This window comes from Bailinhaonella thermotolerans (assembly GCF_003594875.1).
In the GTDB taxonomy this organism is placed as follows: Bacteria; Actinomycetota; Actinomycetes; order Streptosporangiales; family Streptosporangiaceae; genus Bailinhaonella; species Bailinhaonella thermotolerans.
This window is the reverse complement of record NZ_QZEY01000019.1, coordinates 50,243-74,106: the sequence shown is the minus strand read 5'-3', so window position 1 is coordinate 74,106 and position 23,864 is coordinate 50,243. Positions and strand designations below refer to the sequence as shown.

Annotated in this window: 21 protein-coding genes and 2 pseudogenes; 12 read left to right on the top strand and 11 right to left on the bottom strand. The window is 72.8% G+C overall.

Annotated elements, in window-relative coordinates; all coding sequences use genetic code 11:
• Positions 1-248: 248 nt before the first annotated feature.
• A pseudogene (locus D5H75_RS44685) lies at positions 249-515 on the bottom strand (hypothetical protein); the annotation flags it as partial.
• Here D5H75_RS44685 and D5H75_RS33165 point away from each other — a divergent pair.
• From D5H75_RS33165 to fxlM (D5H75_RS33155), 3 genes are all read left to right on the top strand, one after another.
• Positions 405-809, top strand: a complete 405-nt coding sequence (locus tag D5H75_RS33165; protein ID WP_119930535.1) for a hypothetical protein — start codon at positions 405-407, stop codon at positions 807-809. The pseudogene D5H75_RS44685 and the gene D5H75_RS33165 sit on opposite strands and share 111 nt — an antisense overlap.
• Positions 810-1,028: 219 nt before the next feature.
• Complete coding sequence (locus D5H75_RS33160) at positions 1,029-1,340, top strand: HD domain-containing protein (RefSeq protein WP_202638737.1); 312 nt, start codon at positions 1,029-1,031, stop codon at positions 1,338-1,340.
• 25 nt (positions 1,341-1,365) lie between these two features.
• Complete coding sequence (fxlM, locus tag D5H75_RS33155) at positions 1,366-2,583, top strand: methyltransferase, FxLD system (RefSeq protein ID WP_119930533.1); 1,218 nt, start codon at positions 1,366-1,368, stop codon at positions 2,581-2,583.
• Between the two features lie 287 nt (positions 2,584-2,870).
• Here the strand turns inward: fxlM (D5H75_RS33155) and D5H75_RS33150 are convergent, their stop codons facing one another.
• The 5 genes from D5H75_RS33150 to fxlA all read right to left on the bottom strand — a co-directional run bounded on the left by D5H75_RS33150 (position 2,871) and on the right by fxlA (position 9,846).
• Positions 2,871-4,166 carry an MFS transporter gene (locus tag D5H75_RS33150; protein ID WP_119930532.1) on the bottom strand — a complete coding sequence of 432 codons (1,296 nt, stop codon included), beginning with the start codon at positions 4,164-4,166 and terminating at the stop codon, positions 2,871-2,873.
• A gap of 74 nt (positions 4,167-4,240) precedes the next feature.
• Positions 4,241-5,437 (bottom strand): methyltransferase, FxLD system, encoded by a 1,197-nt coding sequence (fxlM, locus tag D5H75_RS33145; protein WP_119930531.1) that lies wholly within the window; start codon positions 5,435-5,437, stop codon positions 4,241-4,243.
• Positions 5,438-5,459: 22 nt separating this feature from the next.
• Positions 5,460-6,575, bottom strand: coding sequence for a lanthionine synthetase C family protein (locus D5H75_RS33140; RefSeq protein WP_119930530.1), 1,116 nt, complete (start codon positions 6,573-6,575; stop codon positions 5,460-5,462).
• Positions 6,572-9,589, bottom strand: a complete 3,018-nt coding sequence (locus D5H75_RS33135) for a lantibiotic dehydratase (RefSeq protein ID WP_202638736.1) — start codon at positions 9,587-9,589, stop codon at positions 6,572-6,574. The genes D5H75_RS33140 and D5H75_RS33135 overlap by 4 nt, the downstream gene beginning before the upstream one ends.
• 95 nt (positions 9,590-9,684) lie before the next feature.
• Positions 9,685-9,846, bottom strand: a complete 162-nt coding sequence (fxlA, locus tag D5H75_RS42180) for an FxLD family lanthipeptide (protein ID WP_202638735.1) — start codon at positions 9,844-9,846, stop codon at positions 9,685-9,687.
• Positions 9,847-10,051: 205 nt separating this feature from the next.
• Here fxlA and D5H75_RS33130 point away from each other — a divergent pair, with 205 nt between their 5' ends.
• The 8 genes from D5H75_RS33130 (at position 10,052) to D5H75_RS41000 (ending at position 16,772) form a co-directional block, all read left to right on the top strand.
• Entirely contained in the window at positions 10,052-11,437 is a 1,386-nt protein-coding gene (locus D5H75_RS33130) for an NsdA family TPR-like regulatory protein (protein WP_119930528.1), read from the top strand.
• A 50-nt stretch (positions 11,438-11,487) separates the two neighbouring features.
• Positions 11,488-11,586 (top strand): DUF397 domain-containing protein, encoded by a 99-nt coding sequence (locus D5H75_RS33125; RefSeq protein ID WP_202638734.1) that lies wholly within the window; start codon positions 11,488-11,490, stop codon positions 11,584-11,586.
• A 145-nt stretch (positions 11,587-11,731) separates the two neighbouring features.
• Complete coding sequence (locus D5H75_RS33120) at positions 11,732-12,250, top strand: P-loop NTPase family protein (RefSeq protein ID WP_119930526.1); 519 nt, start codon at positions 11,732-11,734, stop codon at positions 12,248-12,250.
• Positions 12,251-12,502: 252 nt separating this feature from the next.
• Positions 12,503-12,646, top strand: a complete 144-nt coding sequence (locus D5H75_RS42175) for a hypothetical protein (protein ID WP_202638733.1) — start codon at positions 12,503-12,505, stop codon at positions 12,644-12,646.
• A gap of 442 nt (positions 12,647-13,088) precedes the next feature.
• Entirely contained in the window at positions 13,089-13,865 is a 777-nt protein-coding gene (locus D5H75_RS33115) for a helix-turn-helix transcriptional regulator (RefSeq protein WP_119930525.1), read from the top strand.
• A 57-nt stretch (positions 13,866-13,922) separates the two neighbouring features.
• Positions 13,923-15,170: an NADH-quinone oxidoreductase subunit NuoH gene (nuoH, locus tag D5H75_RS33110; protein ID WP_119930524.1), complete on the top strand. Its 1,248-nt coding sequence runs from the start codon at positions 13,923-13,925 to the stop codon at positions 15,168-15,170.
• Positions 15,171-15,489: 319 nt separating this feature from the next.
• Complete coding sequence (locus tag D5H75_RS33105) at positions 15,490-16,281, top strand: serine hydrolase domain-containing protein (protein ID WP_202638732.1); 792 nt, start codon at positions 15,490-15,492, stop codon at positions 16,279-16,281.
• Positions 16,282-16,550: 269 nt separating this feature from the next.
• Complete coding sequence (locus tag D5H75_RS41000; RefSeq protein WP_147425359.1) at positions 16,551-16,772, top strand: hypothetical protein; 222 nt, start codon at positions 16,551-16,553, stop codon at positions 16,770-16,772.
• Between the two features lie 220 nt (positions 16,773-16,992).
• Here the strand turns inward: D5H75_RS41000 and D5H75_RS33100 are convergent, their stop codons facing one another.
• The gene (locus D5H75_RS33100; RefSeq protein ID WP_242454662.1) at positions 16,993-17,634 is read right to left on the bottom strand and encodes a TetR/AcrR family transcriptional regulator; all 642 of its coding nucleotides are present in this window, start codon (positions 17,632-17,634) and stop codon (positions 16,993-16,995) included.
• A 102-nt stretch (positions 17,635-17,736) separates the two neighbouring features.
• On the opposite strand from D5H75_RS33100, the gene D5H75_RS33095 reads away from it, so the two are divergent.
• Positions 17,737-18,897, top strand: a complete 1,161-nt coding sequence (locus tag D5H75_RS33095) for an FAD-dependent oxidoreductase (RefSeq protein WP_119930523.1) — start codon at positions 17,737-17,739, stop codon at positions 18,895-18,897.
• A gap of 44 nt (positions 18,898-18,941) precedes the next feature.
• On the opposite strand, the pseudogene D5H75_RS33090 reads toward D5H75_RS33095, so the two are convergent.
• The 4 genes and pseudogenes from D5H75_RS33090 to D5H75_RS33075 form a co-directional block, all read right to left on the bottom strand.
• Positions 18,942-19,199: pseudogene (locus tag D5H75_RS33090) on the bottom strand (Tn3 family transposase); the annotation flags it as partial.
• A 171-nt stretch (positions 19,200-19,370) separates the two neighbouring features.
• A complete protein-coding gene (locus D5H75_RS33085) occupies positions 19,371-19,958 on the bottom strand; it encodes an SMI1/KNR4 family protein (protein WP_119930522.1) in 588 nt (195 codons plus the stop codon).
• 111 nt (positions 19,959-20,069) lie between these two features.
• Positions 20,070-22,505, bottom strand: a complete 2,436-nt coding sequence (locus D5H75_RS33080) for a site-specific integrase (RefSeq protein WP_147425358.1) — start codon at positions 22,503-22,505, stop codon at positions 20,070-20,072.
• Positions 22,502-23,752 carry a tyrosine-type recombinase/integrase gene (locus tag D5H75_RS33075; protein WP_202638731.1) on the bottom strand — a complete coding sequence of 417 codons (1,251 nt, stop codon included), beginning with the start codon at positions 23,750-23,752 and terminating at the stop codon, positions 22,502-22,504. Before D5H75_RS33075 ends, D5H75_RS33080 begins: the two co-directional genes overlap by 4 nt.
• Positions 23,753-23,864: the final 112 nt, after the last annotated feature.

Below are 23,864 nucleotides of genomic sequence, written 5' to 3'. Positions count from 1 at the left end.
GCCTCGGGAGAGCCCACTCCCAGATCGCGCGCCGCCTCCTCCAGGACCGCACGTAGCGGATCGCCGCTGATCAGAGGGCTGATGACGTGGCCGGCTTGGATAAGGCAGATCGTGCTCCAGATCACGTCCGCATGGCCGGTGCCGCGGGAGGTGTTGCGCAGCATGAATGTGCCGTTCGGGCCGGGGGCGGCATACCGGTCGGCAGAGGGCACGCCCGCGTGCGTGACCGCGGACAGGTGACGGTAGACGATGTACATATCGTCCATGTCCCATGCCCGCATCAGGTTGCGGACGTTGCCGATCTCCCCCTTCAAGCGCAGGTACCGGGCCCGCTCGTTGGGGTCGGACGATTCGGCCGGTGGAGGGTCCAGGACGACAGACCGGGCCTGCGGCCAGTTGGCGCTGTGCAGGTCGGCCAGGAGCTTGCTCCGCTGATCATGGTCGTGTGCCTGCAGAGGGGGCAGGCCCTCGGCCCTGACGTCGGCCAGCCACAGGATGCGGAAGGTGTGCTCGATGATCGCGCGGACGAGGGGCACGATCTCGGCGTCGTAGCCGGCCGCGTCCGCCTGCAGGACCAGGCGGGTGCTCTGGTTGACGAACCGCCACCAGCAGTACAGCAGGGGGAAGACATCGTGCTCGGCACTGACGGTCACCTCCCCTGGGGCGCCGATCTCGTCGGCGGCGTTCAGGAGGCGGGCAGCCTGGCGCCTGGCCCGCTCGCGGGTGGCGTCATCGTCGGCGAAGACGGGGTCGCTCCCACTGCCAGATCGCGCGGGGCCGGTGCTGGTCGTCATGGTGATCAAGGGTAGGGCGAAGTTCCGCCGTTTTGTAATGCTTTCCTGGTGCCCCGGTGGCGGCCGCGCGGAGACCCTCGGGGCTGCCGTGAATCGTTCGCGTGTTCGATTCTACCGTGGTCGCAGCACCACGACCTGGGAGTTCATCATGGCGAACGAGACCGTTCCGATTCCCGCCCACCTGCTGGCCGCAGGGGGGTCTCGGGCGCCAGCGGGGCGTACACGGCCGCGCCCGTGACACCCGTCCCCGCCGAGACGGTCAGCGCGGACCAGACACGGCGGCTGCCCCCACCCGTCCGCGAAATGATCACCAGGGCGGTGGCGGAGTACGAGGCGGGGGAGACCCCGGAGGCGCGGTGCGCGCGCGACGCCGATCGGCTGGACTGCCTGCTGCAGGCCCGCGAGTACGAGGAGCAGGGACGTCGCAACGTGCAGCCGTGGATCGAGACGTCCCTCGCCGGGCTGGTCACCGCGTCCGCCCAACGCGTCGCCCTGGAGGCGCTCACGCAGGGGACCCTCGTGTGGCTGGAGCGCACCTCGCGGTGAGCAGCCGCCCACTACGCTGACCACGGTGAGCGACCGCACTCCCGCGAGCGCCCGAGTTCGCGGCCAGCTCGCCGACGCCTTGATCGAGCGGATTCGCGCCCTCGGCCGCCTCCGCAGCCGCCGCGTCGAGGAGGCGCTCCGCGCCGTTCCACGGCATGTGTTCGTCCCGGACGTGGAGCTGGAGGTCGCCTACGCGCGCCGTCCCGTCATCACCAAACGCGCCCCCGACGGGACCGCCCTCTCCTCGGCGTCCTCGCCCGACATCGTCGCCGCGATGCTGGAGCAGAGCGACGTCCAGCCCGGGGCCCGGGTGCTGGAGATCGGGACGGCGACCGGGTTCAACGCCGCGCTGCTGGCCGAGCTGGCCGGCGCGTCCGGGCAGGTCACCAGTATCGAGATCGACCATGACCTGGCCGACGGCGCCCGGACGCACCTGGCCGCGGCGGGCTACCCCCAGGTGGAGGTGGTGTGCGGGGACGGCGCCCTCGGCGCTCCGCAGCGCGCCCCGTTCGACCGGATCCTCGTCACCGCCGGGGCCTGGGACATCCCCGCCGCGTGGTGGGATCAGCTCGCCATCGGCGGCCGCCTCGTCGTCCCGCTGCGGCTGCACGGCTCCGGCCTGACCCGCAGCCTGGCCTTCGAGCGGCCCGGCCCCGGGCACATGATCTCCGTCTCCGCCGAAGTCTGCGGGTTCGTCCCCATGCGCGGCCTCGCCGCAGCCGCCAGCCGCACCGTGGACCTCGCCCACGGTGTGACCCTCACCCTCGACACCGCCGACGCCCCAAACGAGACGGCCCTGACCCGGGCGCTCACCTCCCCGGCCCGCGAGCGCTGGACCGGGATCGTCATCGGCGACCGCGACCCCGTCCAGCATCTCGACCTGTGGCTCGTCACCACCGCCCCCGTCCCGTTCGCCCGCCTGTCCGTGAGCCCCGCCGCGCGCGAGCAGGGCCTGGCCGCCACGGCGCTGCGCTGGTCCGGCGCGGCCCTGTACGACGGCGGCGCCCTCGCCTACCTGGCACTGCGCCCCCACCCCAGTGGAGGCCAGGAACTGGGCCTGATCGCCCACGGTCCCGGTGCCGACGTCCTCGCCGAGCACACCGCTGCCTTGCTCGGCGAATGGGACACCGTTCGCCCTACCACGCCCGTCATCACCATCCACCCGGCCCTCACCCCCGACGATCAACTCCCGGCCGGCTACCGCGTCGATCGGCCCGCTGGCCGCTTCACCATCGCCTGGTGACGAGGCCCCGGGGGACACGGCGGCATATGGCACAACCGCTGGCGTGACCATCGCTGAGCCGGGAGACGCTCGTTCAGGTCATCCTCGCCCGGCTGGAGCGCGTGACCCGGGGAGTCGCATCCCGGCGGAGCCAGCCGGGGGCGCGCGCGTCGGCCATCCAGCTCGCCGACGAGGCGTAGCCTTTCGCCGGGGGCGGCCGCACGGCTGCCCCCGCCTCCCTCTCACCCGCCGGGCCACATTCCGCCGGAATTCTGGCGTGTGCCATGAACCGCCCCCATCGGCGGGCGTCATCCGGGGTCCTCCTCCCCGCCGTACGGCGCCGGCGGGAGCAGTGTGAGGGCGCGGACGTCGCGGTGCGCCAGCGGCGCGATCGCGGCGGCGAGGATGCCCACCCCGCACACCAGCAGTGTCCCCCGGAGCCCCAGGGCGGCCACGGCCGGGCCGACGAGCAGGTACGCGGGCGGGGCCAGGACGAGTTCCCCGAGGGTCACCCAGGCCGAGACGCGGCCCTGCTGGTCCGCCGGGACGCGCTGCTGCACGAGGCTGCGCCAGGTGACGGCGGCGATGGCCAGGCCGGCGGCGGCGGCCACGACCGCGGCGGCGATCACCGCAAGGGGCGCGCCGGCGGCCATGCTGAGGCCCGGGAGCGCCATTGGGACGATGGCGAAGCAGTGCGCGTAGCCGGCCCGGCGCGGCGTCCACACCAGCGACACCAGTGACCCGGCGACCATCCCGATGCCAAGGCTTGCGGCGACCACTCCCCAGGCGGCCGGGCCGCCCAGGTGCGTCTGCACGTAGGTGAGCCCGACGATGCCGTACGCCAGGTGCCAGCAGGCGACCATCACCCCGCTGCCGGCGACGCTGGCCCAGATCCACGGGGCTCCGGTGACCAACCGCCACCCCTGGGCCAGATCCGCGGCGAAACGGCGAACCGCGGGAGTGCGCGCCGGGGCGGTGACCCCGGACAGGAGGAGCGCGGACAGGATGAAGCTGGCGGCGTTCGCGCCGATTCCCCAGGCCGGGCCGGCGGCGGCCACGAGCCACCCGCCCAGTGCCGGGCCCGCCATCAGCACCCCATAGTGCCCGGTCTTCAGTAGCGCGTTCGCCTGCGGGAGGTGCTCGGGAGCGACGATGCCGGCCACGAGCCCGAACCGGGCCGGGTCGCCGAGCGCACTGGCGATGCTCACCGCCGCGGCGATGAGCGCGAGCTGTCCCGGCCGGGCATGACCCGCCGCGACCAGCCCGGCCTGCCCGGCGACGAGCAGCCCGATGCACAGCTCCACGACCACGATGAGGCGCACCCGCGGCAGACGGTCCGCCCACACCCCGCCGAGCGGCAGCATGACCAGCGTGGCCAGCATCTGCCCCAGGTAGACGACCGCGACACCCGCAGCCCCGCCGCCAGCCTCCAGAACGGCGTAGGCGACCGCGCCGGTCGCCATCGCCGTCCCGGCGGAGCTCAGCAACCCGGCGGCGACGTACCGGGCGAACGCGGGCGTGCGCAGCGGCGCACCGGCACGCCCGGCATGCGCGGCCAGCAGGACCCGCACCCGCCCCGCCCCCGCCTGGCTGTCCGTGGTCACAGCGCCGCCCTCAGCCGGATCGGGCCAGGATCATCGGGCTCCTGTCTCCTCCGAGGAGTTCGGGCTGGTGCGGGTCAGATGCTCAGGTGCAGCCGGGAGTGCTGCTTCGGGATCACCATCCCGGTGGGGAACTCGCCGAGGGGGGCGCCGGCGGGGTGGGCGCGGACCTGCGGGCGAGCGTTCCGGGCACGTCCCCATTCCCGGATCTGGTGGCACAGGCGGTCGGCGAGGTCGGGCCCGGCGGGGCCGTGCCCGGCCGCGCCGAGTTCCCAGTCGTGGTCGTGGCGGGTCAGGGTCATGTACGCCAGGGACGCGCCCTCGGCGAGGGCGGGGCTGCGGGAGGGGATGGCGGGCCGTGCGAGGCCGGAGTCGACGGCGGCGGGGAGCGCCTCGATGCGGCAGGTGCCCGGCTCGGTAGCGGTCATCCGCAGCCACACGCCGTCGAACGACTCCTCGCCGGCGACGCGCACCCCGGAGGCGACCTCGGTCCGGGGCTGGTCGAGGACGCCGGTCAGGGCGGCGGGGTCGATGCGCTGGTCGATGTCCCAGTGCAGGAGGACTCGGTCGTGCGCGTCGATCGAGGCGGCGTGCTCCCCCTCCTGCCCGATCATGGGGACGAAGCCGCACAGCTCGATCGTGTCGGCCTCCCAGGAGCCGGGCTGGGCGTCGAAGGCGATGCTGCGGGTCTGGCCGCGCCAGCGCAGCGGCACCACGGCGCGGCCGCCGGGGGAGAGCTGCTCCCACCAGGCGGGCGGCAGGTCCCAGGCGCCGACGGTGACGATGAGCCGGTCGTAGGGGGCGTGCCCGGGGTCGCCGAGTACCCCGTCCCGGGTCGCCACCCGCACCCGCCCGTAGCCGGTCAGGTCCAGGGCGTGGCGAGCACCCGCCGTCACCTCCGGGTCGATGTCCACCGTGGTGACCTCCCCGGTGGGGCCGGCGATGTGGGCGAGGAGGGCGGCGTTGTAGCCGGTGCCGGCGCCGATCTCCAGGACGCGCATGCCAGGCCGCACGTCGAGCTGGTCGAGCATCGTGGCCACCAGCGCCGGCAGGCTGGCGCAGCTCAGCGGCTCCCCGGTCGCGGCCCGCTTGGTGATCACCGCCTGCTCACCGTACGCCTGGCTCAGCGGTGCGCCGGGGACGAAGGCGTGGCGGGGCACATGGCGCATCGCCTGCTCGACGGCCGGGGCGAGGTGGCGGGCCGCGGTGATCTGATCGACCATGGCGGCGCGCAGCGCCTCGGGGGTGGGGGCGGGGCTGGTGGCGGTGTTCATACGGGCATCCCTGGGTCGTTGGTCAGGTCAGGAGCAGGCAGGCGTCCCACGGCGGGGCCGGGACGGGATCGCCGGTGATGACGGTCAGCGCGGCGAGGCGGACCCCGGCCGCGCCTTCCAGCAGGCCCTCGCCGGCGGGGACCGCGCCGCGGTGGAGGCGGGCGTGGAGGCGGGGCAGGTGGCGGGCCAGCGCCGGGGTGCGGGCGTTCGTGGCGGCCCGCCACGCGGTGAGCACGGTTCCGGCCCAGCCGTGGCACAGCGAGGCGTCGGCGAGCTGGGCACGCTGCCCGGCGTCGGCCAGGCAGGCGGCGAGGGCGTGCTCGGCCCGGGCTTGCCGTACCTGGTCGGCGAGGGCCGTGCCGGCGAGCTGGAGGGCGCGGGCGATGCCGGGGGTGCCGTAGCACCAGCTCGGCCGCTGCGGCCCGGCCGGGCCAGGGCGGGGGCCGGGGGTGACGATGCCGGGCCACCAGGGCCGTTCCGCGGGGCCGTGCTGCTGCTTGTCGAGCCAGGCGCAGATGCGCTGGATCGCCGCACGCTGCCCGGGGACGGGGCCCTGGTCTGTCACGGTCAGTGACAGTAGTGCGAGGGGGCCGGCGATGCCGTGCGCCATGCCGAGATTGGCATGGCCGTCGGGGTAGGCGGGGTCGGGCCGGTCGGCGGGCCCGTTCCTGGTCCACCAGCCGGGCCGTGCCCCGGCGGTCCCGGGGAGGGGGCGGGTGAGGCGGACGAGGTAGTCCAGGATCTGCGCCAGCAGGGCGGGCTGGCCGCCGTGGACGCGGAGGTAGGCGCCGAGCCCGGTCAGGCCGCTGATCAGGTCGTACTCGCGCAGCGTGGGGGCTCGGCCGGCGGCCAGACGCGCGTGTGCCTGGGCGAGACGGGCCTGGGTGATCTGGGTAATGTGCGCATCGAGCCGGGCGAGCGCGGCCGCGTAGCCGGGGCGGGCGGCGAGCCGCAGGAGGTAGGCGATGGCGGGTGGGCCGCGGAACAGGCCGCACGGGTCGCCGGGCAGCCCGTCCCGGGTGGCGGCGGTGATCCTCTGGTGGGCGTCGTCCCATCCGGCCAGGCCGCGGCGGGCCTGTTCGATGGCCAGCAGCGCGTCCCCGGCGGCGCCGGCGAAAGCGTAGGCGGGGGCGGTCATGGGGCGGCCGCGCGCGCGAGGACGGACAGGGCGAGTTGCCGGGCCAGGCGGCGGCAGCCGCGCTCGGAGTCGGGGTTGATGCCCAGCGCCCGGTTGTGGTGCATGTGCAGGATCGAGTCCAGGATGGGGCCGAGGGCCTGGCCGGGGGGCAGGGCGGCCCGGTAGGCGGCGGCGGCATCCGCCCGCGCGGCCAGGTCGCGGGGGATGGGCGGGGGCCAGCCGGTGAGGTCGAGGGCGGTGCCCGGGCCCAGCAGGCCGTGCGCCTGGGCGGCGACGTCCCGGCCGGGGGTGGGGCCGGCGGGGGCGGGCCGGGTGGCCATCCACCGCGCGGCCTCCTCCAGCCCGCCGCACAGGCCCGCGGCGAGGTCGAGCATGCTGCACGCGGTCCAGGCCGCCGCGTCCACGCCGGCCGCGCCGAGATGGGAGAGCACGGGCAGCAGGAGCGCGGAGTCGGCCGCGAACAGCGCCTCGGCCTGCGCGAGCGCGTGGTAGCGGCCGAGCTCGGGATAGTAGGTGTCCAGGGTCAGGCGGCTCGCCAGGCCCTGATCCCGGAGCCGGGCGGCCCAGGCGCCCACGGCGCGGAGGTAGGCGGCGTGCTGGGCGGGGGTGGGGGTGGACAGGCGCAGCCGCAGGTGGTCGTCCTCGTGGCGGGACCGGTAGCGGACCCACCACCAGGCGGTGCCGGGGTCGAGCCGGGCGAGGAGCCACGGCAGGTGCGCGGTGAGCAGGTGGGTGTGCTGCTCGGGCGGGGCGAAGATCTTCGCGTAGAGCCACTGGCCCGCCCCGGGCAGGTGCCCGGCGCGGCCCGGCCAGGTCGGCATCGTCGCCGGGTCGGCCGCCTCGGCCGGGGGAGTGGCGGCGGTCAGGGGGACGGCGACCACGTGGGCATGGCGGCCGAGCCAGCCGTACTCGGCCGGGGCGGCGGTTTCGGTGAGCACCGCGCGGTCATGCCCGGCCAGGTGGCGGCGGAGGATGCGGGTGTGGAGGGGCTGGTCCAGGTCGAGGAGCAGGTTCCGGCCCGGGGCGCGGAGTTCCACGAGGGGCGGGCAGTCCCAGCGGGCGCGCCAGCCGGCGAGTCGCGTCTCCCACGCGTCGCCGTCCGGGGGGAGGTCGGCGGCCGTGAGGGTCCAGCGGGCCGGGGACAGCACCGCCCGGCCGTGGCGTACGCGGGGAAGCCGCGGCAGCGCTTCCGCCGCCGGCCCCCAGTCGAACTCGTGCCAGCCGGGCAGGAAGGCGCGGGGGAGATGCGCGAGGAACCGGGCCAGAGGCGGGGGCTGCTTGTCGAGCGCGAGCGCGTGGAACACCTGCGGTTCGACGATTCGCCGGCGGGAGAGGCTGACCAGATGGAGCCGGTCGGCGGCGGCGAACACCGCCAGGTCCTCGACCGCAATGACGCCCTTGTCTTCCGGGGCCCGATGCTCACCCAGGGGGATGAGATGCGGCAGGTACGCCGGGACGCGGCTCACGTTCTCGCTGTGGGGGAACAGCGGGGGGAACGTGAGCTGCGCGGCGAGCGCCCCGGCCGAGGCCGTGGGCAGCGACCGGTAGAGCGGGCCCAGGCAGGCCCCGGCACGCTCACCGGCCACCTCGGTGAACCGGCCGGTGAGCGTGCCGGCGGCGCGGGCGGGCCGGACCAGGACCCGGTAGTCACCGGCCGCGAGCGCCTGCGGGGTGGCGGCCAGGATGGTGGCCGACATTTCCACGTGCGGCGGCGCCCTCAGCGGCGCGGGCGCGGCGGCGATCCGGTCGAGCAGCGCAGGCGTCAGCGTGATCTCCCCGGTCTGGCCGGTGAGGGTTTCCCAGGCCAGCGCGAGCAGCGCCTGGTCGAGGCCGGTGACGCCGGCCGGGGCGGGCTCGGCGAACCGGCTGCCCGGGTAGCCGTGCGGCCAGCCCAGCCCCGTGGCTGGATCCACGAGGTCGAGCAGCGGCACGAGGGTGTGCACGCCGTACCGCTCGGCGAAGGCCGCGTGGTAGTCGCGCCAGGCGGGCAGGCCGCCGGGCAGACGGGTCAGTCGCAGCAGGACCTCGGCCGCCTGCGCGAGGTCGCCCCCCACGCTGCCGGGCAGGGTCACCTCGGCGTCCAGGCGCAGGTTCACCGCGAGGGTGATGCGCCGGTCCGGGACCAGGCCCCGCATGACCTCGGTCAGATCGGCCCGCCACCGCGCGCCGGACCGCGCGGGCTGCTCGTGCTGGCGAGCCAGGGCATCGTGGATCCGCCGGAGCTGCGCCAGGGCCGGGCCGGTCTCGGGCAGCGCGTCCGCGCCGGCCAGGGCCAGGCGGTCCAGGAGGTACGACAGCGGGTCGGTCACGGTCCCGGGGGCGCGCAGGCTCGTCACCAGGAGACGGTGCCCGACGAGCCGGGCGACCAGCTCCCGGGCCCGACCCCGATCGCCCCCGCAGGCGGCGGCGACGTGCCCGGCCAGCACCGGCACCGCGATGGGGGCGGCCGCGGCCGCCAGCACCGCCTCGACCGCCGGGCCGCAGCGCAGGGACAGCCGGTCCACCCCCCGGGGAATCTCCACCCGGTCGCCGCGCCGTAGGGCCAGGGACGTGACGACGACGTCGAGACGATCGAGGAGGGCGGGGCAGGCTTCCAACCCGGTGATGAGCTCGTCCAACCACAGGGTGTCGGGCTGGGCGAGGGCCTGGTGCGCGCCGCCCCAGCGCACCTCGGCACCGGGCCCGCCGAGGCGGGCCGGGGCGACGCCGGCGAACAACCCGAACGGGGTCGGCCGGGCGAGCGCGCGCAGGACGTACCCGCCGACCGCCGCCGTGGCCCGCGTGACGTCCCGGCCGGGTTGCGGCCCGGCGAGCACCGCGGCGACGCGGGCGGTCAATGCCGGTGAGGCGACGGCGATCGCGTCGGCCAGGCCGGGCCAGCCGGTCCACACCCGGTCGAGCCAGGCCCGGCAGGCGTCCACGTCGCCGGGGTCGGGCCACGGCAGGGGCGCCCGGTCGCGTGGCGCGACGGCGGCGCGCACCAGGCCCCACGTGGCGGGTTCGAACACACGCACAGCCGATCCGTCCCTTCTCCCACGGCGGGCCCCCCGGGGGCCGGGGTGCACAGCACCCTCCACCCGGGGGGACGCCGCAGCTCTGCGGCCTGGAGTCAGCTCGACGCGCTGGCGCAGGACGACGCGCACGTCGGCGGGCAGTTGTCGCTGGTGTCGCAGGCCCGCCCGGGCGTGCCCGCCACCGGGCCGGGCACGATGTGCACGTCGAGGGCGTACGGGTCGCTGGCCGGGACGGTTCGCGGCAGAGTGGTCAGCATCAGGGTCTCCCTTGATCCGGGGTTGGTCCCCCCAGCACACCCCGGCCCCCGGGCGCGGCCAAGACGGCGCGGTAGCGGCGCTTGCCCGGCGGGATCCGGGCGCGCGGGCGGGCGATTCCCAGGCGCGCGGCCGCGCCGGGCAGACGCCCGCACCCCTCCGGGGTTACGGTCAAGGCGTGGACCGTCACCAGCCGAGGAGACGATCATGGGCGACAGCCGTGGCCCCAACGATCTGTTACGGCACTGGATGGACGCCGCAGGCTACACGGCCTACGCCCTCGCGGCGGAGGTCGCCGACCTGGCCGGACAGCGCGGCCACCCGCAGGTGCGCCCGGACGGGAGCCGGGTGGGGCACTGGCTCCGCGACGGGGAACGGCCCCGCCCTCCCGTCCCGGAGCTGGTCGCCGACCTGCTCTCGGACCGGGTGGGCCGCCGCCTGTCACCGGCCGACCTCGGCTGGGAGGACGGGGTGGTGACGCCGCTCACCGCCGCCGGGTGGGGGGCCGAGCCGACGGCGGCCGCCCTGGGACGGCTCATCGACGCCGACCTGCGCGGTGCCACTTCCGGGGAGACGGAGGTGGCCGCCGGCGAGCTGCTGGCCCACCTGCAGACGTGGGCGATCGACGCGCCCGCCCCGCTCCCCACGCGCCGCGAGGGCGGGCGGCGGATCGGCTCCAGCGACGTCCGCCGGATCGAGCAGGTCACCGACGTGTTCCGGGCGCTGGACAACCGGCAGGGCGGCGGGGCGTCGCGGCTGGCGGTCGCCGGGCAGCTCGCCGATGTCGTCGCCGTGGCCCGCGACGGCATCTACACCGACCGGGTCGGCGCCGAGCTGTTCCGGGCGCTCGGCGACCTGGCCGGGGTCGCCGGGTGGATGGCCCACGACGCAGGCTGCTACCCCCGCGCGGTGGAGTATCTCGGGCTGGCCGTGCACGCCGCCCGGCTGGGCGGCGACCGGCCCCTGGGCGCGCACCTCCTGCAGTGCCTGGCCCGCGTCTACGGGTACCGGGGCGACCCGGACACGGCCCGCGAATGCATCGACCTCGCCCTGTACGGGGTGCGCCGGGAGCGCGTCCCCGTCGTCCGCGCGGGCTTGCACGCCCTGGCCGGCAGGTTCGCGGCAATGCTGGGGCAGGAACGCGACACGCTGGAGGCCCTGGCCCGCGCGCTCGGCGAATTCGACCCCGGCGCGGGGACGGTGCCGCCGTACGCGGCGTACCTGGATCAGGCGGAGCTGTCCAGCACGGTCGGCGAGGTCCGGCTCTTCCTGGCCCGCTCCACGGGAGACCGCGCCCATCTCGGGCCGGCCGTGGAACTGCTGCGCACCGCGGCCGAGCTGCGGGCGGAGGAACGGATCCGCTCGCGCGTGTTCGACTGGATCGGCCTGGCCCGCGGGTGGTTCGCGGCCGGGGACCTCGATGGCGCCTGTGCTGCGGCGGATCAGGCGCTGCGGCTGGCCGGCGGGCTGGACTCGGCGCGGGTTGCCGGACGTCTGCGTGACCTGGAACGGGAGAGCCGCCCGTACCAGGCGCAAGCACCGGTCGCGGAGCTGCGGGAGCGACTGGCGGCGGCCGGAGCGTCCCCGTCGTGACCCCGATCTGAGGAGCCCGCCACGCAGCGAACCGCCTGACGGCCCAGTACGTGCGGGACAGCAAGAACCCCGATGCCGCCCCGCTGACCTTCCCCGAGGAGACGCGGGCGGAGTTCATGGGCGTCATCAAGTGGAGCCCACTACGCTGACCGCGTGAGCGACCCCACCGCCGCAGTGAGCAGCCCAGACCCGGCGGAGCCACGGGCCGGGGACGCATGTCATCGCGCCGGGGCGGAGGTCGAACCCGGTGCCGCGCCCTGCCCGCCAGCCGCCGCCAGCGGTGGCGTGAAGCGGATGTGGCGGGTGGCGATCATCGGCTGCGGGGGGAGCGGGAAGACGACGATCGCACGCCGGATCGCCGGCGCGCTCGGCGTCCCCATCACGCATCTCGACACCCTCTACTACGACGACCGGTGGCGCCCCAGCAGCCCGGAGGAGTTCGCCGCGGCGCAGGAGACCCTGGCCGCCGCGGACGCCTGGGTGATGGACGGGAACTACGCGAGCAGCATGCCGATCCGGCTGCGCCGCGCCACCCACGTGATCTTCCTCGACCTTCCGGCCCTCACCTGCCTGCGGGGGATCGTCCAGCGACGCCGGCGCTACCGCGGCGGGCAGCACCACCAGGCGGGCGTGTACGAGCGGATCACGTGGGAGTTCCTGGCGTACGTGTGGCGATACCGGCGGGACATGGCCCCGCGCGTGCGGGCCCTGCTCGCCGAGCACGCCGGCCACGCCGAGGTCCACATCGTCCGCTCGCGCCAAGCGGCCGCACGCCTGGCGGATCGCCTGGCCCGCCAGGCGGCGTGCCCCTGACCCGGTATTCCGCTGGAATGTCCCCCGCGTGTCCCGATTCCCGGCGGCCGATCTTCCCCTGCGGTTGGCTGGGCACGGACAGCACGAGGAGCCGCGAAGAACACCAGGGACCGGGGCGTGGGGTACATCCGATTGCTCGCCGATCGGCGGGTCGCGGCGCTGTGGGCGGCGCAGACGCTGAGCCTGCTCGGGGATCGCCTGCACGCCCTGGCGGTCATGTGACTGGCGTGGGAGCGGTCCGGCGCGGTCACGATGGGGCTGGCCGCGGTCGCCGAGTCGCTGCCGTACGTCCTGCTCGGTGTGCTCGCCCCCGGCGCGGCGGGCCGTACGGCCTCCTTCCGCGCGCTCGCCGGACTCGACCTGGCGCGGGCTCTGCTCGCGCCGGTCTGGGCATGAGCTGCTTCACGGGCTCGGCTGTGGATGGGGGAGGGCATCCGGTCCGGCGCCTGAAACCCTACATAACTGACTTTCTGTCCGGTATGCCGCTGTTTAGCGTGTTACTTCACTCGCCCCCCGCCGTCCTTGGTGCCCCGTCTCACGAGAGTTGCTCTCTATCTGCAGAGAGCGGCTCACCTGTACTGGACCGCTGGACGGCGGTAGGTCCGCTGGCGTCAGCCCGCTGCCGCCACCGACCGATTGGTTGCCGCTCAGGGGCCGTTTCGAGCGCACCGGTGTGCTGCTGGATCAGTTGTGCACCGCTTGCCGTTATCTTCGGTGTTGTTGGAGTGTCAGGCATGGTAGGCACATGGAGGATTCAGCACGTGTCTGACGCGTTATCTATGGCTGGTCTGGCTCAGGCACGCACCATGCTCCTGCTGGCCACGGCATGATCCACTCGGTGCCCGCGCTGGGGCAGGCTGAGCCGTACGAGATGATCGTGCGGCGGTCGCCGCCGCACCTGCGCCCGTACGCGCTGGGGGCGGCGGGGTTCCGGACGCGGACGGCGGAGGACGCGCGGATGCTGCCGCTCAACGCGGCCACCTTGATCGTCGACTTCACCGGCATGAGCCCGATCGTCACCGGCCCGCGCGCCACCGCGACGTTCGCGGTCCGCACGCCGTGGCGTCACGGGATGGCGGTCGGGCTTACCCCCGCCGGGATGTCCGCGCTGACGGGCGCGCCGGTCCGGGAGGTGGCCGGGGCGACCGTGCCGCTCGCTGACCTCCTCGGCGTCCGGGCCGAGGAGCTGGCGGGGCGGCTGGGCGAGTCAGCGAGCTGGGATGAGCGCTTCGCCCTGCTGTGGGAGCGTCTGACGGCGTGGCTGCGCCCCGGCCCGGGACGCGACTACCTGATCATGCGCGCCTGGTGGCGGCTGCAGGCCCCGGACTGTCCGCGCACGATCGCGGGCCTCGCCGCCGAGCTCGGTGTCAGCAGGCGGTACGTCGAGCTCGGGTTCCGCAGAGTGGTGGGCTTGTCACCCAAGACCGTCGCCCGGATCGCCCGCTTCCAGCGGGCCGTGGACAGTTGGCGCCGCCCGTCAGCCACCCTGGACGCGGCCCTGAGCTGCGGTTTCGCCGACCAGCCGCATCTCAGCCGAGAGATCAGGGCGATGTCGCGGCTGACGCCCGCGCAGCTGTTCGCATTCGTTCAAGACACCGGGCGGCTCGCCGAATAGCGTGACCTTCCGCTCCCGGCCGAACGGCGTGCCCGGGACGGGAAGGAGCAGCACGTCATGGGAGCCACGCTCGCCGACTTCGGCAGGGATCCACTGGGGATCACCCTCGTCAAGGCGGTGTTCCTGTTCCTCTTCCTGTCGCTGGGGGTCGTGTTCGGAGTCTGGTTCGAGCGCAAGCTCATCTCCAGGATGCAGAACCGCATCGGACCCAACCGGGCGGGACCCTTCGGGATCCTGCAGTCGGTGGCGGACGCGATCAAGATGGGGTTGAAGGAGGACCTCTTCCCCAACACCGTGGACAAGGTGCTGTATCTGCTGGCGCCGGTCATCATGGTGGTTCCGGCGTTCGTGGCGTTCTCGATCGTGCCGTTCGGGCCGAAGGTGTGGATGTTCGGGCACCAGACGCCGTTGCAGCTGGTCGATCTGCCGGTGGCGGTGTTGTTCATGCTGGCGATGGGGGCCATCTCGGTGTACGGGGTGGTGCTGGCCGGGTGGTCGTCGCGCTCGCCGTACGCGCTGCTCGGTGGTTTGCGTTCGGCGGCGCAGGTGGTCTCCTACGAGATCGCGATGGGCCTGTCGTTCGTGGCCGTCTGCATCTTCGCCGGGACGCTGTCCACCTCGGAGATCGTGAACGCGCAGACGCCGCTGTGGTACGGCATCATGCTGCTGCCGTCCTTCCTGGTGTATGTGGTCTGCATGTTCGGTGAGGCGGCGCGGATTCCGTTCGACCTGCCCGAGGGCGAGGGTGAGCTGGTCGGCGGGTTCCAGACGGAGTACTCCTCGTCGCTGAAGTTCGCTCTGATCATGATGGGCGAGTACCTGCACACGTTCACCGCCTCCGGCATCGCGGTCACCCTGTTCATGGGTGGCTGGCGGGCGCCGTTCCCGATCTCGCTGTGGGCGGGCGCGAACGAGGGCTGGTGGCCGATGCTCTGGTTCTTCATCAAGTTCGTGCTGACGTTCTGCTTCATCATCTGGGTCCGCGCCTCGCTGCCCCGCGTGCGCTACGACCAGCTCATGTCCTTGGGCTGGAAGGTCCTCATCCCGGTCAACCTAGGCTGGATCCTCCTCGTCGCCGCCGTCCGGACGATCACGCAGAGCCCGGGAGTCGTCTCCATCGCACTCGGGGTCGTCATCGCCGTCGGCGTACTGGCCATCTGGATGCGGTTCGACACCGCCGGCCTGCGGCGAAGGGAAGCCAGGAAGGCACAGGCCGACGCCGAGTTCGAGGAGCTCGGCGAAGAGCCGACCGCAGGCGGCTTCCCGGTGCCGCCGCTCGATCTACCGCACTATCACGGCCGCTGATCCGCCACCCGGGCGCTGACCGGGGTGGCCCGTCGTTCGGCGAGCCGGGCCGCGGGTGGCACCAGGAGGCCGATGAGGGCGAAGCCGACGCCGAGGGCGATCCCACGGGCCGGCCGGCGGCGGCCGTTCGCGGCGGCGTCGTCATTCCCGCGGAATCGGGGTCCTCGCGATCCCGGGGCCGAGGATCGGCAGGAACGCCATTTGTCGCTCCTGGGATCGCCAACTCGTCACCACTGGCCAGCGGATTCCGGTCCGTGGCCGCCCCTGGTGTGGAAGGCTGCGTCTTCGTCCTGCCCGAGCGGGTGAGCGAGGTGGCGCGGTGGCCGAGAGAGGTGGCGTCGTCGCCCTGGTACAACGAGCGGTGTCCGCACGGGTGGTCCCGGGCGCGGTGTGGGGTGTCGGGGACGCGGCGGAAATCACCTCGGCCGGGGCGTGCGGTCTCGCCGACCCGGCGGCGGGCGTCCGCATGCGCCTGGACACCGTCTTCGATGTCGCCAGCCTCACGAAGATCCTCGCGCCGTGGATGGTGGTGGGGGAGTTGTGGCGGGAGCAGCGCATCGACCTGGACGCGCCCCTCGGGGAGTACTGGCCCGAGGTGGAGGGCCGGCCCCTGGGGAAGGTCACGGCACGCCATCTGCTGACGCATACGGCAGGGCTGCCGCCGCGCGCCAACCTGCGCGCCTGCTACGGAACCGACGCCGGGCAGGTCCGGCGCGGGGTGCTCGCCGAGGACCTGCATCGGCCGCCGGGGCAGGCGGTGCAGTACACCGACCGCGCCGCCCTGGTCCTGGGCTACCTGGCCGAACACCTCACGGGGGCCTCGCTGGACCGGGCGGCCGAGCGGATCTGGCGGCCCCTGGGTCTGCACCGCACCCGTTTTGGCCCCCTGCCGCCCGCGGACGCCGTACGGTGCGCACCGACCGAGCTCGATCCCGAGACGGGGCGTCACCTCCAAGGGGTGGCGCACGACTTCTCCGCCCGCCTGCTGGGCGGGGTGTGCGGCATCGCCGGAGTGTTCTCCGTCCTGGACGACCTGGCGGCCGCCGCCCAGCACCTCCTGGCCGCCGCCGCATCGCCGGGCAGCTGGGCGGCCGAGTCCCTGCGGGTATAGACCGGCGAACTCACCCCGGCACGCGGCCTGTTCTGGCATCCCGCCCCGGGCACCGCGCCGGATGAGGGCATCTGGGCCCACTACGGCTTCACCGGGACGGCGCTGTGGATCGCCCCCGGCCGGGGCCGCTGGGCCGTCCTGCTGACCAACCGGATCTACTACAGCCGGGACCGGGAGCCGATGACGCGCCTGCGGGACGCCGTCCGTACCGCGGTGTTCGCCTGAACCACGCCCACCTGGGGTGCGACCATCACGAGGTGGGACGGCACGTGCTGAGGATTCGACCCGCCCGGGCCGGTCGCGCCGCTCGCACGGGCGCCGGCTGGGTACGGCGCGGCTGCCTGGCACCGTCGTTGATGCGCTACTACGCCGGTCAGGGATTCACACTCGTCCGCGAGCAGCCCCGGGGAGCCCACCGTCTGTTCCTCCTGGCCCGGCGCGCCGAGCGCATCGACCTGGCCTCATGGGATCTCCACGAGCCCATCCCCTGAAACGGAGGGGGCGTTCCGGCCAACAAGCACGGTGCCTACGCGCATGCGCGCCGCCTGCTCGCCCCCTCGACGTCACCGTCCTGCATGACGTGGCGCTGTGGCTGGGGGAGCAGGGAGGGGGTTGAGGAACAGCGGTACAGCCATTGCATTGACCCTTGAGCCCAAGCTCGCCTATGAAACGCTCACCGAGGTGGGCCGGGACCGATCGCGCGGACACGCTTCAGACGACGGGGTTCGTGGAGCGAGATCTTCCGGGGCCGGTAAGGCCGTGCAGGAGCAGGTTGGTCAGGGTGTCGATGATTTCCTCGTCGGAGGCGTTCGGTCCGTCCTGCCTGGCGGTGAGGGCGGCGTAGCCGAACATCGAGAGCATGGCACCTATCGCGGCGGCCACGAGGGTGGGGTCGCCGGGGAGTGGGTGTCCCTGTTCGCCTAGCCACTCGAGGTGGTCGCGGAAGGTGTCGGTCTCGGTGGTCAGGGTGGTCCAAGCCCGGCCGGCGGCGGGACCCTCGGCCATGACCGCCTGGAGACGGGCCACGATCACCGGGAGATGTTCGCGGTAGGCGCGCCAGGCGACGGCCAGGTGCCACCGCAGTTGATCGCGATCGGACAGGTCATGGTCGCGCGGATGTTCCCAGGCCGCCACCTCGGCGTCCGCCTGCTGCTCCAGGTCGGCCATCAGAGCCTGGAGCAGTTCCTCCTTGCTGGCGAAGTGGTCGTAGAAGGATCCGGTGGCACGGCCGGCTGCGGCCGTGATGTCTGTGATCTTGGTGTTCAGGTAGCCGCGCTCCATGAACAGCTGACGTGCGGCGTCCTTGAGGGCGCTCTGGGTCTCGGCTGCCTTCGCCTTGCGTACCCCACTCACGGGCCCTCCCTGAAGACGTGGTTGACAGCGGGAGCAGTATCCCACAAGAATGAATCCATATTCGCCGAATAGAGATTCGGTGAACTGGGATTCGGAGTTCGGGTGCGAGCGATAGTGATCGGTGGCGGTGTCGGCGGGGCGGCCAGCGCGATTGCGCTGCGGCGAGTCGGGGTGGAGGTGACCATATATGAGGCGTATGCCGATCCCGCGGGTCCGGTGGGTTCGTTCCTGAGCCTGGCGAGCAACGGGCTGCGAGCCCTGGACGCGCTCGGCTGCCTGGCGACCGTTCAGAAGGCGGGCTGGCCGGTGGAACGCCAGCGGTTGTGGGCCGAAACCGGCAAGCTGCTGGGCGACACGCCACGCGGACGGCTCGCCGGCGACCCGTTGATGAGCGTCACGCTGATGCGCGGCCAACTGGTGAAAGCGCTGCGCGCCCACGCCGTCCACGCCGGAGTGCGGATCGTCACCGGCCAGCGCCTGGTCGGTGCGGTCACCCAGGGACAGACGGTCCGCGCCGAGTTCGACACCGGCCTGACCGCCGAAGCGGACCTGCTCGTGGGGGCCGACGGGATTTGGTCAACCACCCGGCGGATCCTCGACCCTGGCGCCCCCGAGCCGACGTACGCGGGACTGTATTCGGCCTCCGGTACCGCCAGCGGCCTCACCATCACGCCCGGGACGTTCAACATGGTCTTCGGCCGCAACGGCGCCTTCATCTACCTCGCCGCACCGGACGGCTCCATCTGGTGGTCGGCGCAGGTGGCCAGCCCCCGGCAGCCCGACCTGGACGCGATCGACCTGGGCCTCCTCCAGCGGCTCTATCGGCACGAGCAGATGCCCTCCGCCATCCTCGCCACCGTGACCGAGTGGCATCGACCCACCCTGATGCACGTCCTGGCCGAGGTCCCGACCTGGCACAGCGACCGCATCGTGCTGGTCGGCGACGCCGGCCATCCGGTCGGTGCCGGGCAGGGCGCGTCCATGGCCATCGAGGACGCCGTCGTCCTGGCCCGCGCGCTCGAGTACTCCGACCTCCCCATCGCACTGGGCGACTACGCGTGGCAGCGCCGGGCTCGCATCGCCAAAATGGTCAAGTCCGCCAGCGCCAACCGTGACGCCAAGACCGCCGGCCCCATCGCCCGCCGACTGCGCAACCTCTTCATGCCATTGGCCCTACGGCACTTCTACGAGCGCGGCACCTCCTGGCTCTACACCCACGACGTCACCGCAGGGTGGCGCGCATCAGCCGGCACCGGCAGATGACTCGACCCCACGGATCGAGGGCGGCACCCGCGTCTGGCCGCCTCTCAGCCCCCGTCTTCTTCGCGCTCGGAGGGGTCGCGTAGCGGCCGGAGGCCTTCGCCGGGCTGGGAGGCGGTGAAGTTGCAGCGGCCCAGCGTGTTGATGTGCTTATGGCCGAGGGGTGAGAGCCGGGCCACGTCCTCGTCGAGCACTTCTCGGTCCTTGGGCGGATGGGCACGCAGCTGTCCCACGGCGGCATCCAGGTAGCGGCTGTTCCACAGGACAATCGCGTTCAGGACCAGGCCGAGGCAGCCGAGCTGATCTTATCCGAACTAGCCCAGCTCGGTGGCGGGTCCGCCTGCGACCTGAAGTTCACGACGGAAAGTAGTCGTGAAGAAGTTGGGTGGACGCGCTCCGTCGGGCGTGTCGATCGCGTTGGCCTTGTCCACGAGAACCGGGTTCTGGATCACTTTCCGTGGAGTGGTCACGGAGAGTCAAATCTTCGGTGCCATGCGATGCCTGTCGGGATGGGCACGAAGCTGGGGTGAGGTGAGTTCCAGGGCCCGGTTGTCGCGTCCGGCGCTTATGTGGTTGAGCCAGCGTTCGTACCAGTCGAGGAAGTCGGTGGCTGAGGAGACGTTGGGGCCCCAGAACCCGTCGCTGTTGCCGATGAGGACGCGGCCGGTGAGGGGACCGGTCACCGCGATGACACATACGTCGGTGCAGCCCATTTCGATGACGTGGAGGAAGAGGTCGCGTCCGTGGCCCCCGGGCTCTGCGTCGTCGAAGCCGCGGGGTGCCCCCGGTTCTCCGCGCGGGTTCATGACCAGCAAGGAACACCGCTCCAGCGGCATGAGGCCGTAGAACGGCGCTGCGCCTGAGCCGCCGATGTGCGTGACGAACTGCCGAAAGGCGTTGGGCAGGACGATGTCGTGCTCGGCCTCGAACGCAGCGACGCGTGCTTCCGCCAGCTTCGGACCGAGGCGGAACTTGTGTTGCTCTTCTCCGAAGGAGTGGCTGCGCAGGGGTTGGAACGGGATCGCGGCCAGCTTGCGACGCAGGCGGGGTATGCGGGGATCCATCGTGCTCTTCTCTCGCCCCCGTCACCCTATGGGTGGCTGTGGTCGGCTGGCCAGAAGAACCCTTTTCCTCAGGAGAGCGAAGCCAGCCCGCCCTCGTTGTAGTGCTCAGGGCTACTGCTTCGCATCCTCGTTTCGCTGTTCGGAGTCGATGCGCGCGACGAAGCGACGGAGATCGGGCATGCCCAGGTTGACGGTGGTGTGCCGGGCCGCGAGGTCGCGCATGGCGGCGAGCTTCTGCTCGGCGGCGGTAAGGCTGGCCTCGATCGCGGCGACCTCGCCGAGCCATCCCTGGTCCTTGGCCTCCTGGAGCCGGTCAAGCAGGTTCGCGTGGATCTCCTCCAATCGGGGCATCTGCTCGGGATCGGGCCTCAGGACGGGGCAGCGGATGCAGGCGTGTTCGTGGACGCAGGGGGTGCCGAAGTCGCGTGCGCAGACGCCGAGGGCTACCTTCCGCAGCTCGAAGTGGGCGAGGAAGTCCTGCCACTCCTGCGCGGTGGGTTCGCGGTACTCCTCGCCGGGCCGCAACGATCGGCGGCGGGCGATGAAGGACCGGTGGTGGTTGATGACGTCTTCGGGATAGATCGCGGCATAGCCGAGAGTCGTGTCGACCGTCCGGTGGCCGCAGATGCGGGCGGCGATGTGCGGGGGCAGGCCGGAGCGGAGGGCGTCGGTCACGAAGATCCTCCGGAAGTCGTGCGGTGTGTATCGCAGCTGTTCATCGCCGGGCCCGGTCAGCCCGCTCGCGGCGAGGGCGTCGTTGAGGCAGGTGTAGATGTAGTTGCGCGGGATCGCCCGGTCTTCTGGGCCGCATCGGCGCTGGAAGAGGAACGGCATCGGTGCACTCCAGAGCCGTTCCAAACTGTCGTAGGCGGAGACCAGGGGCATGGCCTGCTGCCCGCGCCGGACGCGATGGATGATCGCAGTGAGCACCTCGCCGAGCTCTGGTGAGACCAGCAGCAGCCGCTCCTGGCCAAGCTTGGACGGGGCGACCTGGAGCATGGGCACGATCTCGCCGGTGGTGGGCAGCTGGTAGGCGACGAAGCTGTGGTGGGTGAGTTCGAGTGCTTCCTCGATGCGCATGCCGGTGTGGCGAAGGACTTCGACGATGGCCCAGGCCCAGAAGGCGTGTTCCTCCTCCACGGTCAGGTCCCGGCGCCGGCCGGTGGCGGGGTCGTCGGCGTAGACGCGGGAGGACGCCCCGGAGCGGCGGAGGAGGTTCTCGCCCGCCGGAGTGGTGAACGGAGCTCCGGCCGGGGTCTCCCGCCCGGTGGCGAGACAGGTCTGGGCGTCCTTGAGCTGGCGCTCGACGGCTTTGACCAGGGCCGGGAGTGCGGGCAGCAGGGTGCGGGTGCGCTGGTCCATGGCCGCCTTGCGGCGGGCGCGGTTCTTGCCGTGGTCGGTGTCGCTGTCACGCACCGGGCAGGGGGCCACCCACGGGCCCCAGCGCGTCGGTTCGTCGGCGGCCCAGCGGGCGAGATCTTGGTAGAACGTGCGGACCCAGCTGAACACGGTGTGTGCGTTGACCCGCGGCCGGATGGGGGTGCCGTGCCGGTCACGGACCATGCGGACGCGCTCCCGCCAGGCGGTGACGGTGTCGGCGTCCAGCCTCAGCGAGTCGATGCCCGGGTGGTGTTTCTCCAGGTCGCGCCAGAAGAGTCCGGCCAGGGTGCGGGCCATGTCCTCCAGCGTGGTGTAGTCGACGTCCACCGCGCGTTCGGCGAGGTAGTCGACCAGGAGGTCGCGTATCGCGGTGCAGGTGATGCCCTGCCTGTCGACCAGGGCTGCCGGTGTCAGCTGCCCTGGCAGCATCACCGCCTTCAGCCGCGCCGGGGCGTCGGGGCCGAAAACGCCGAGGGCCGCGAGGAGCGCGTAGAAGAGGTGCTTGCCGTGGTGGCCGTTGGTCTGGTGCTCGCCGATGGCGTGCTGCAACTCGACGCAGTCGCCGATGGTGATGTCGTGGACGGTCCCGCCCTTGGAGGCCACGATCCAGGTGGCGCGGTTGAGTGCGTTGTTGCAGTCGTTGGCTCCCGAGTGGCCGGTGGCCGTGTACTGGTCCTTGAGCGCCGTGAAACCGTCGGGATCGGTGACGCTGCGGATGTGTGCCAGCAGTTGCGAAGGGCGCTGCCGCAGTAGCCACCGGTAGGCGGGGCGTACGACTTGGCCGCCCAGCAGCGGGATCATGCCGCAGCACAGATCGGCGCGGTCGTACTTGCGTGCCCGCTGGTGCTCGGCGAGCCACTGCATCGGCAGCCGCGTCCACTCCCGGCCGGCGTCCTCGGCTCCGCTGGCCATCCAGCGCTCCTGCCAGGTGCGGCCGGGCTGGTCCTCCAGCCAGTCCAGCAGCTTGATCAGACCGCGGTGCCGTGTGCGCAGGTTGGCGTCGCTGTCCGCAGTGAATGGCAGCGCGAGTGTGCGCTCCAGCACCCGTTCGCGCGGTTCCTCCGTCTGCCACCAGGTGGCCGGCGCTTCGCGTTTCTCCTGGCCGGGAGGCAAGGGGGCGTGACGGGCGGTGGCGGAGGGCCGGGCAGTCACGGTCGCGGTACTCATACCGGGCCTCCACCGAGGGCGGCCGTCCCGAGTAGTGTCTGGAGGACCTCGGAACGGTAGCCCGGAGCGGGCATCACCGGTTTGACGGGCTCCGCAGCCTGCCGGGCGTGGTGGGCCAGCACGTGCGCGACGACCTCGTCCTCGGCGGGTTCGAGGTACTGCTCTGTGGTGCTGATGTGGAGATGGCCAAGGACCCATTGGACGTCGGTGAGTGAGAGCTTGGGGTCGCGCACCATACGTTTGGCCGCGCTGTGCCGCAGGTCATGCAGGGTCCAGTTCGCTCCCAGCGTCTCGTTGGCCCGGGTGAACACCATGCGGGCCGCGTCGTAGCTCAACGGCCTGATCGGGCGCCGCAGGGTCCACCACAGCGGCTCCTCCGGCCCGTCAATGGCCTGCGGGCGAATCTGCTGCTGGTAGAGCCGCAGCCAGACGAACGCATCGCTGGAGGCGGGGATCCATTGCAGGGCCCGGGAGCCCTTGCGGATGACACCGATCGTCTGGTCACCGGGGCTGACCCGGTCCCGGCTGACGCCGAGGAGTTCCGAGGCGCGGGGGCCAGCCGAGATGTAGAAGGCGACCAGCGCGCGGTCGCGGTGCGAGGGCAGGGCCGCGAACAGCTCGTTGAACGCCTGGTCGGGGATGCCGCGCGGGGTTCGCCGGGGCCCCTTCGGCTGGTAGGGGGCCCGGCGGGCAGGGGGCTTGAAGGCATGCATTGGGTTGTGGTGGGCGTTAAGGTGCTCGTCATCGGCGCGCTTGGTCTTCGGGAACGGGTTGAGCAGTGGCCGTCCGTGCATGTCGCGGTGGTACTCGTAGAAGCTGCGGACGACTGCCCGCGCGTGCCTCCGGGTGCGTGCCGCGTAGTTCTCGCCCGCGTACCGCTTGCCGGTCACCGGATTGACCGACCCGGGCGCCGGGGCGTCTGGCCGCCGGGGCCGCGGCGGCTTCTTGACCACCTTCAGCCACAGTGCGAAGTCTCGGGCCTCCGCCCGGCCAGCCCGGTCCCACGGCACGTCGACAGCCCACAAGAACCGGAACCAGGCCAGCAGCTCGTACGCGTACGAGCGGAGCGAGGCCGGGCTGTCGTCGTCGGCGAGCATGTCGAGCAGGAACTCGCTGACTGCCGCCACCTCAATCCCGTCCTGGTCGAGCAGCCGGTACGGCAGCGACGGATCGCCGGTCTCCTCGACCCGGCCGACCCTCGGCACCGTGAGCGCCGTGACGTCTCGTAACTGCTTGCCTTCTTGCACCTGAGCCTCCACGAGCTGCTGTGGTCTCCAATAGCTCGTGATGACAGCACATCAGGACGGTGGTGTTGCGCGGCTTCCGAGGCGAGCTGACCGGCCTGGTGCTTGGTTCCGT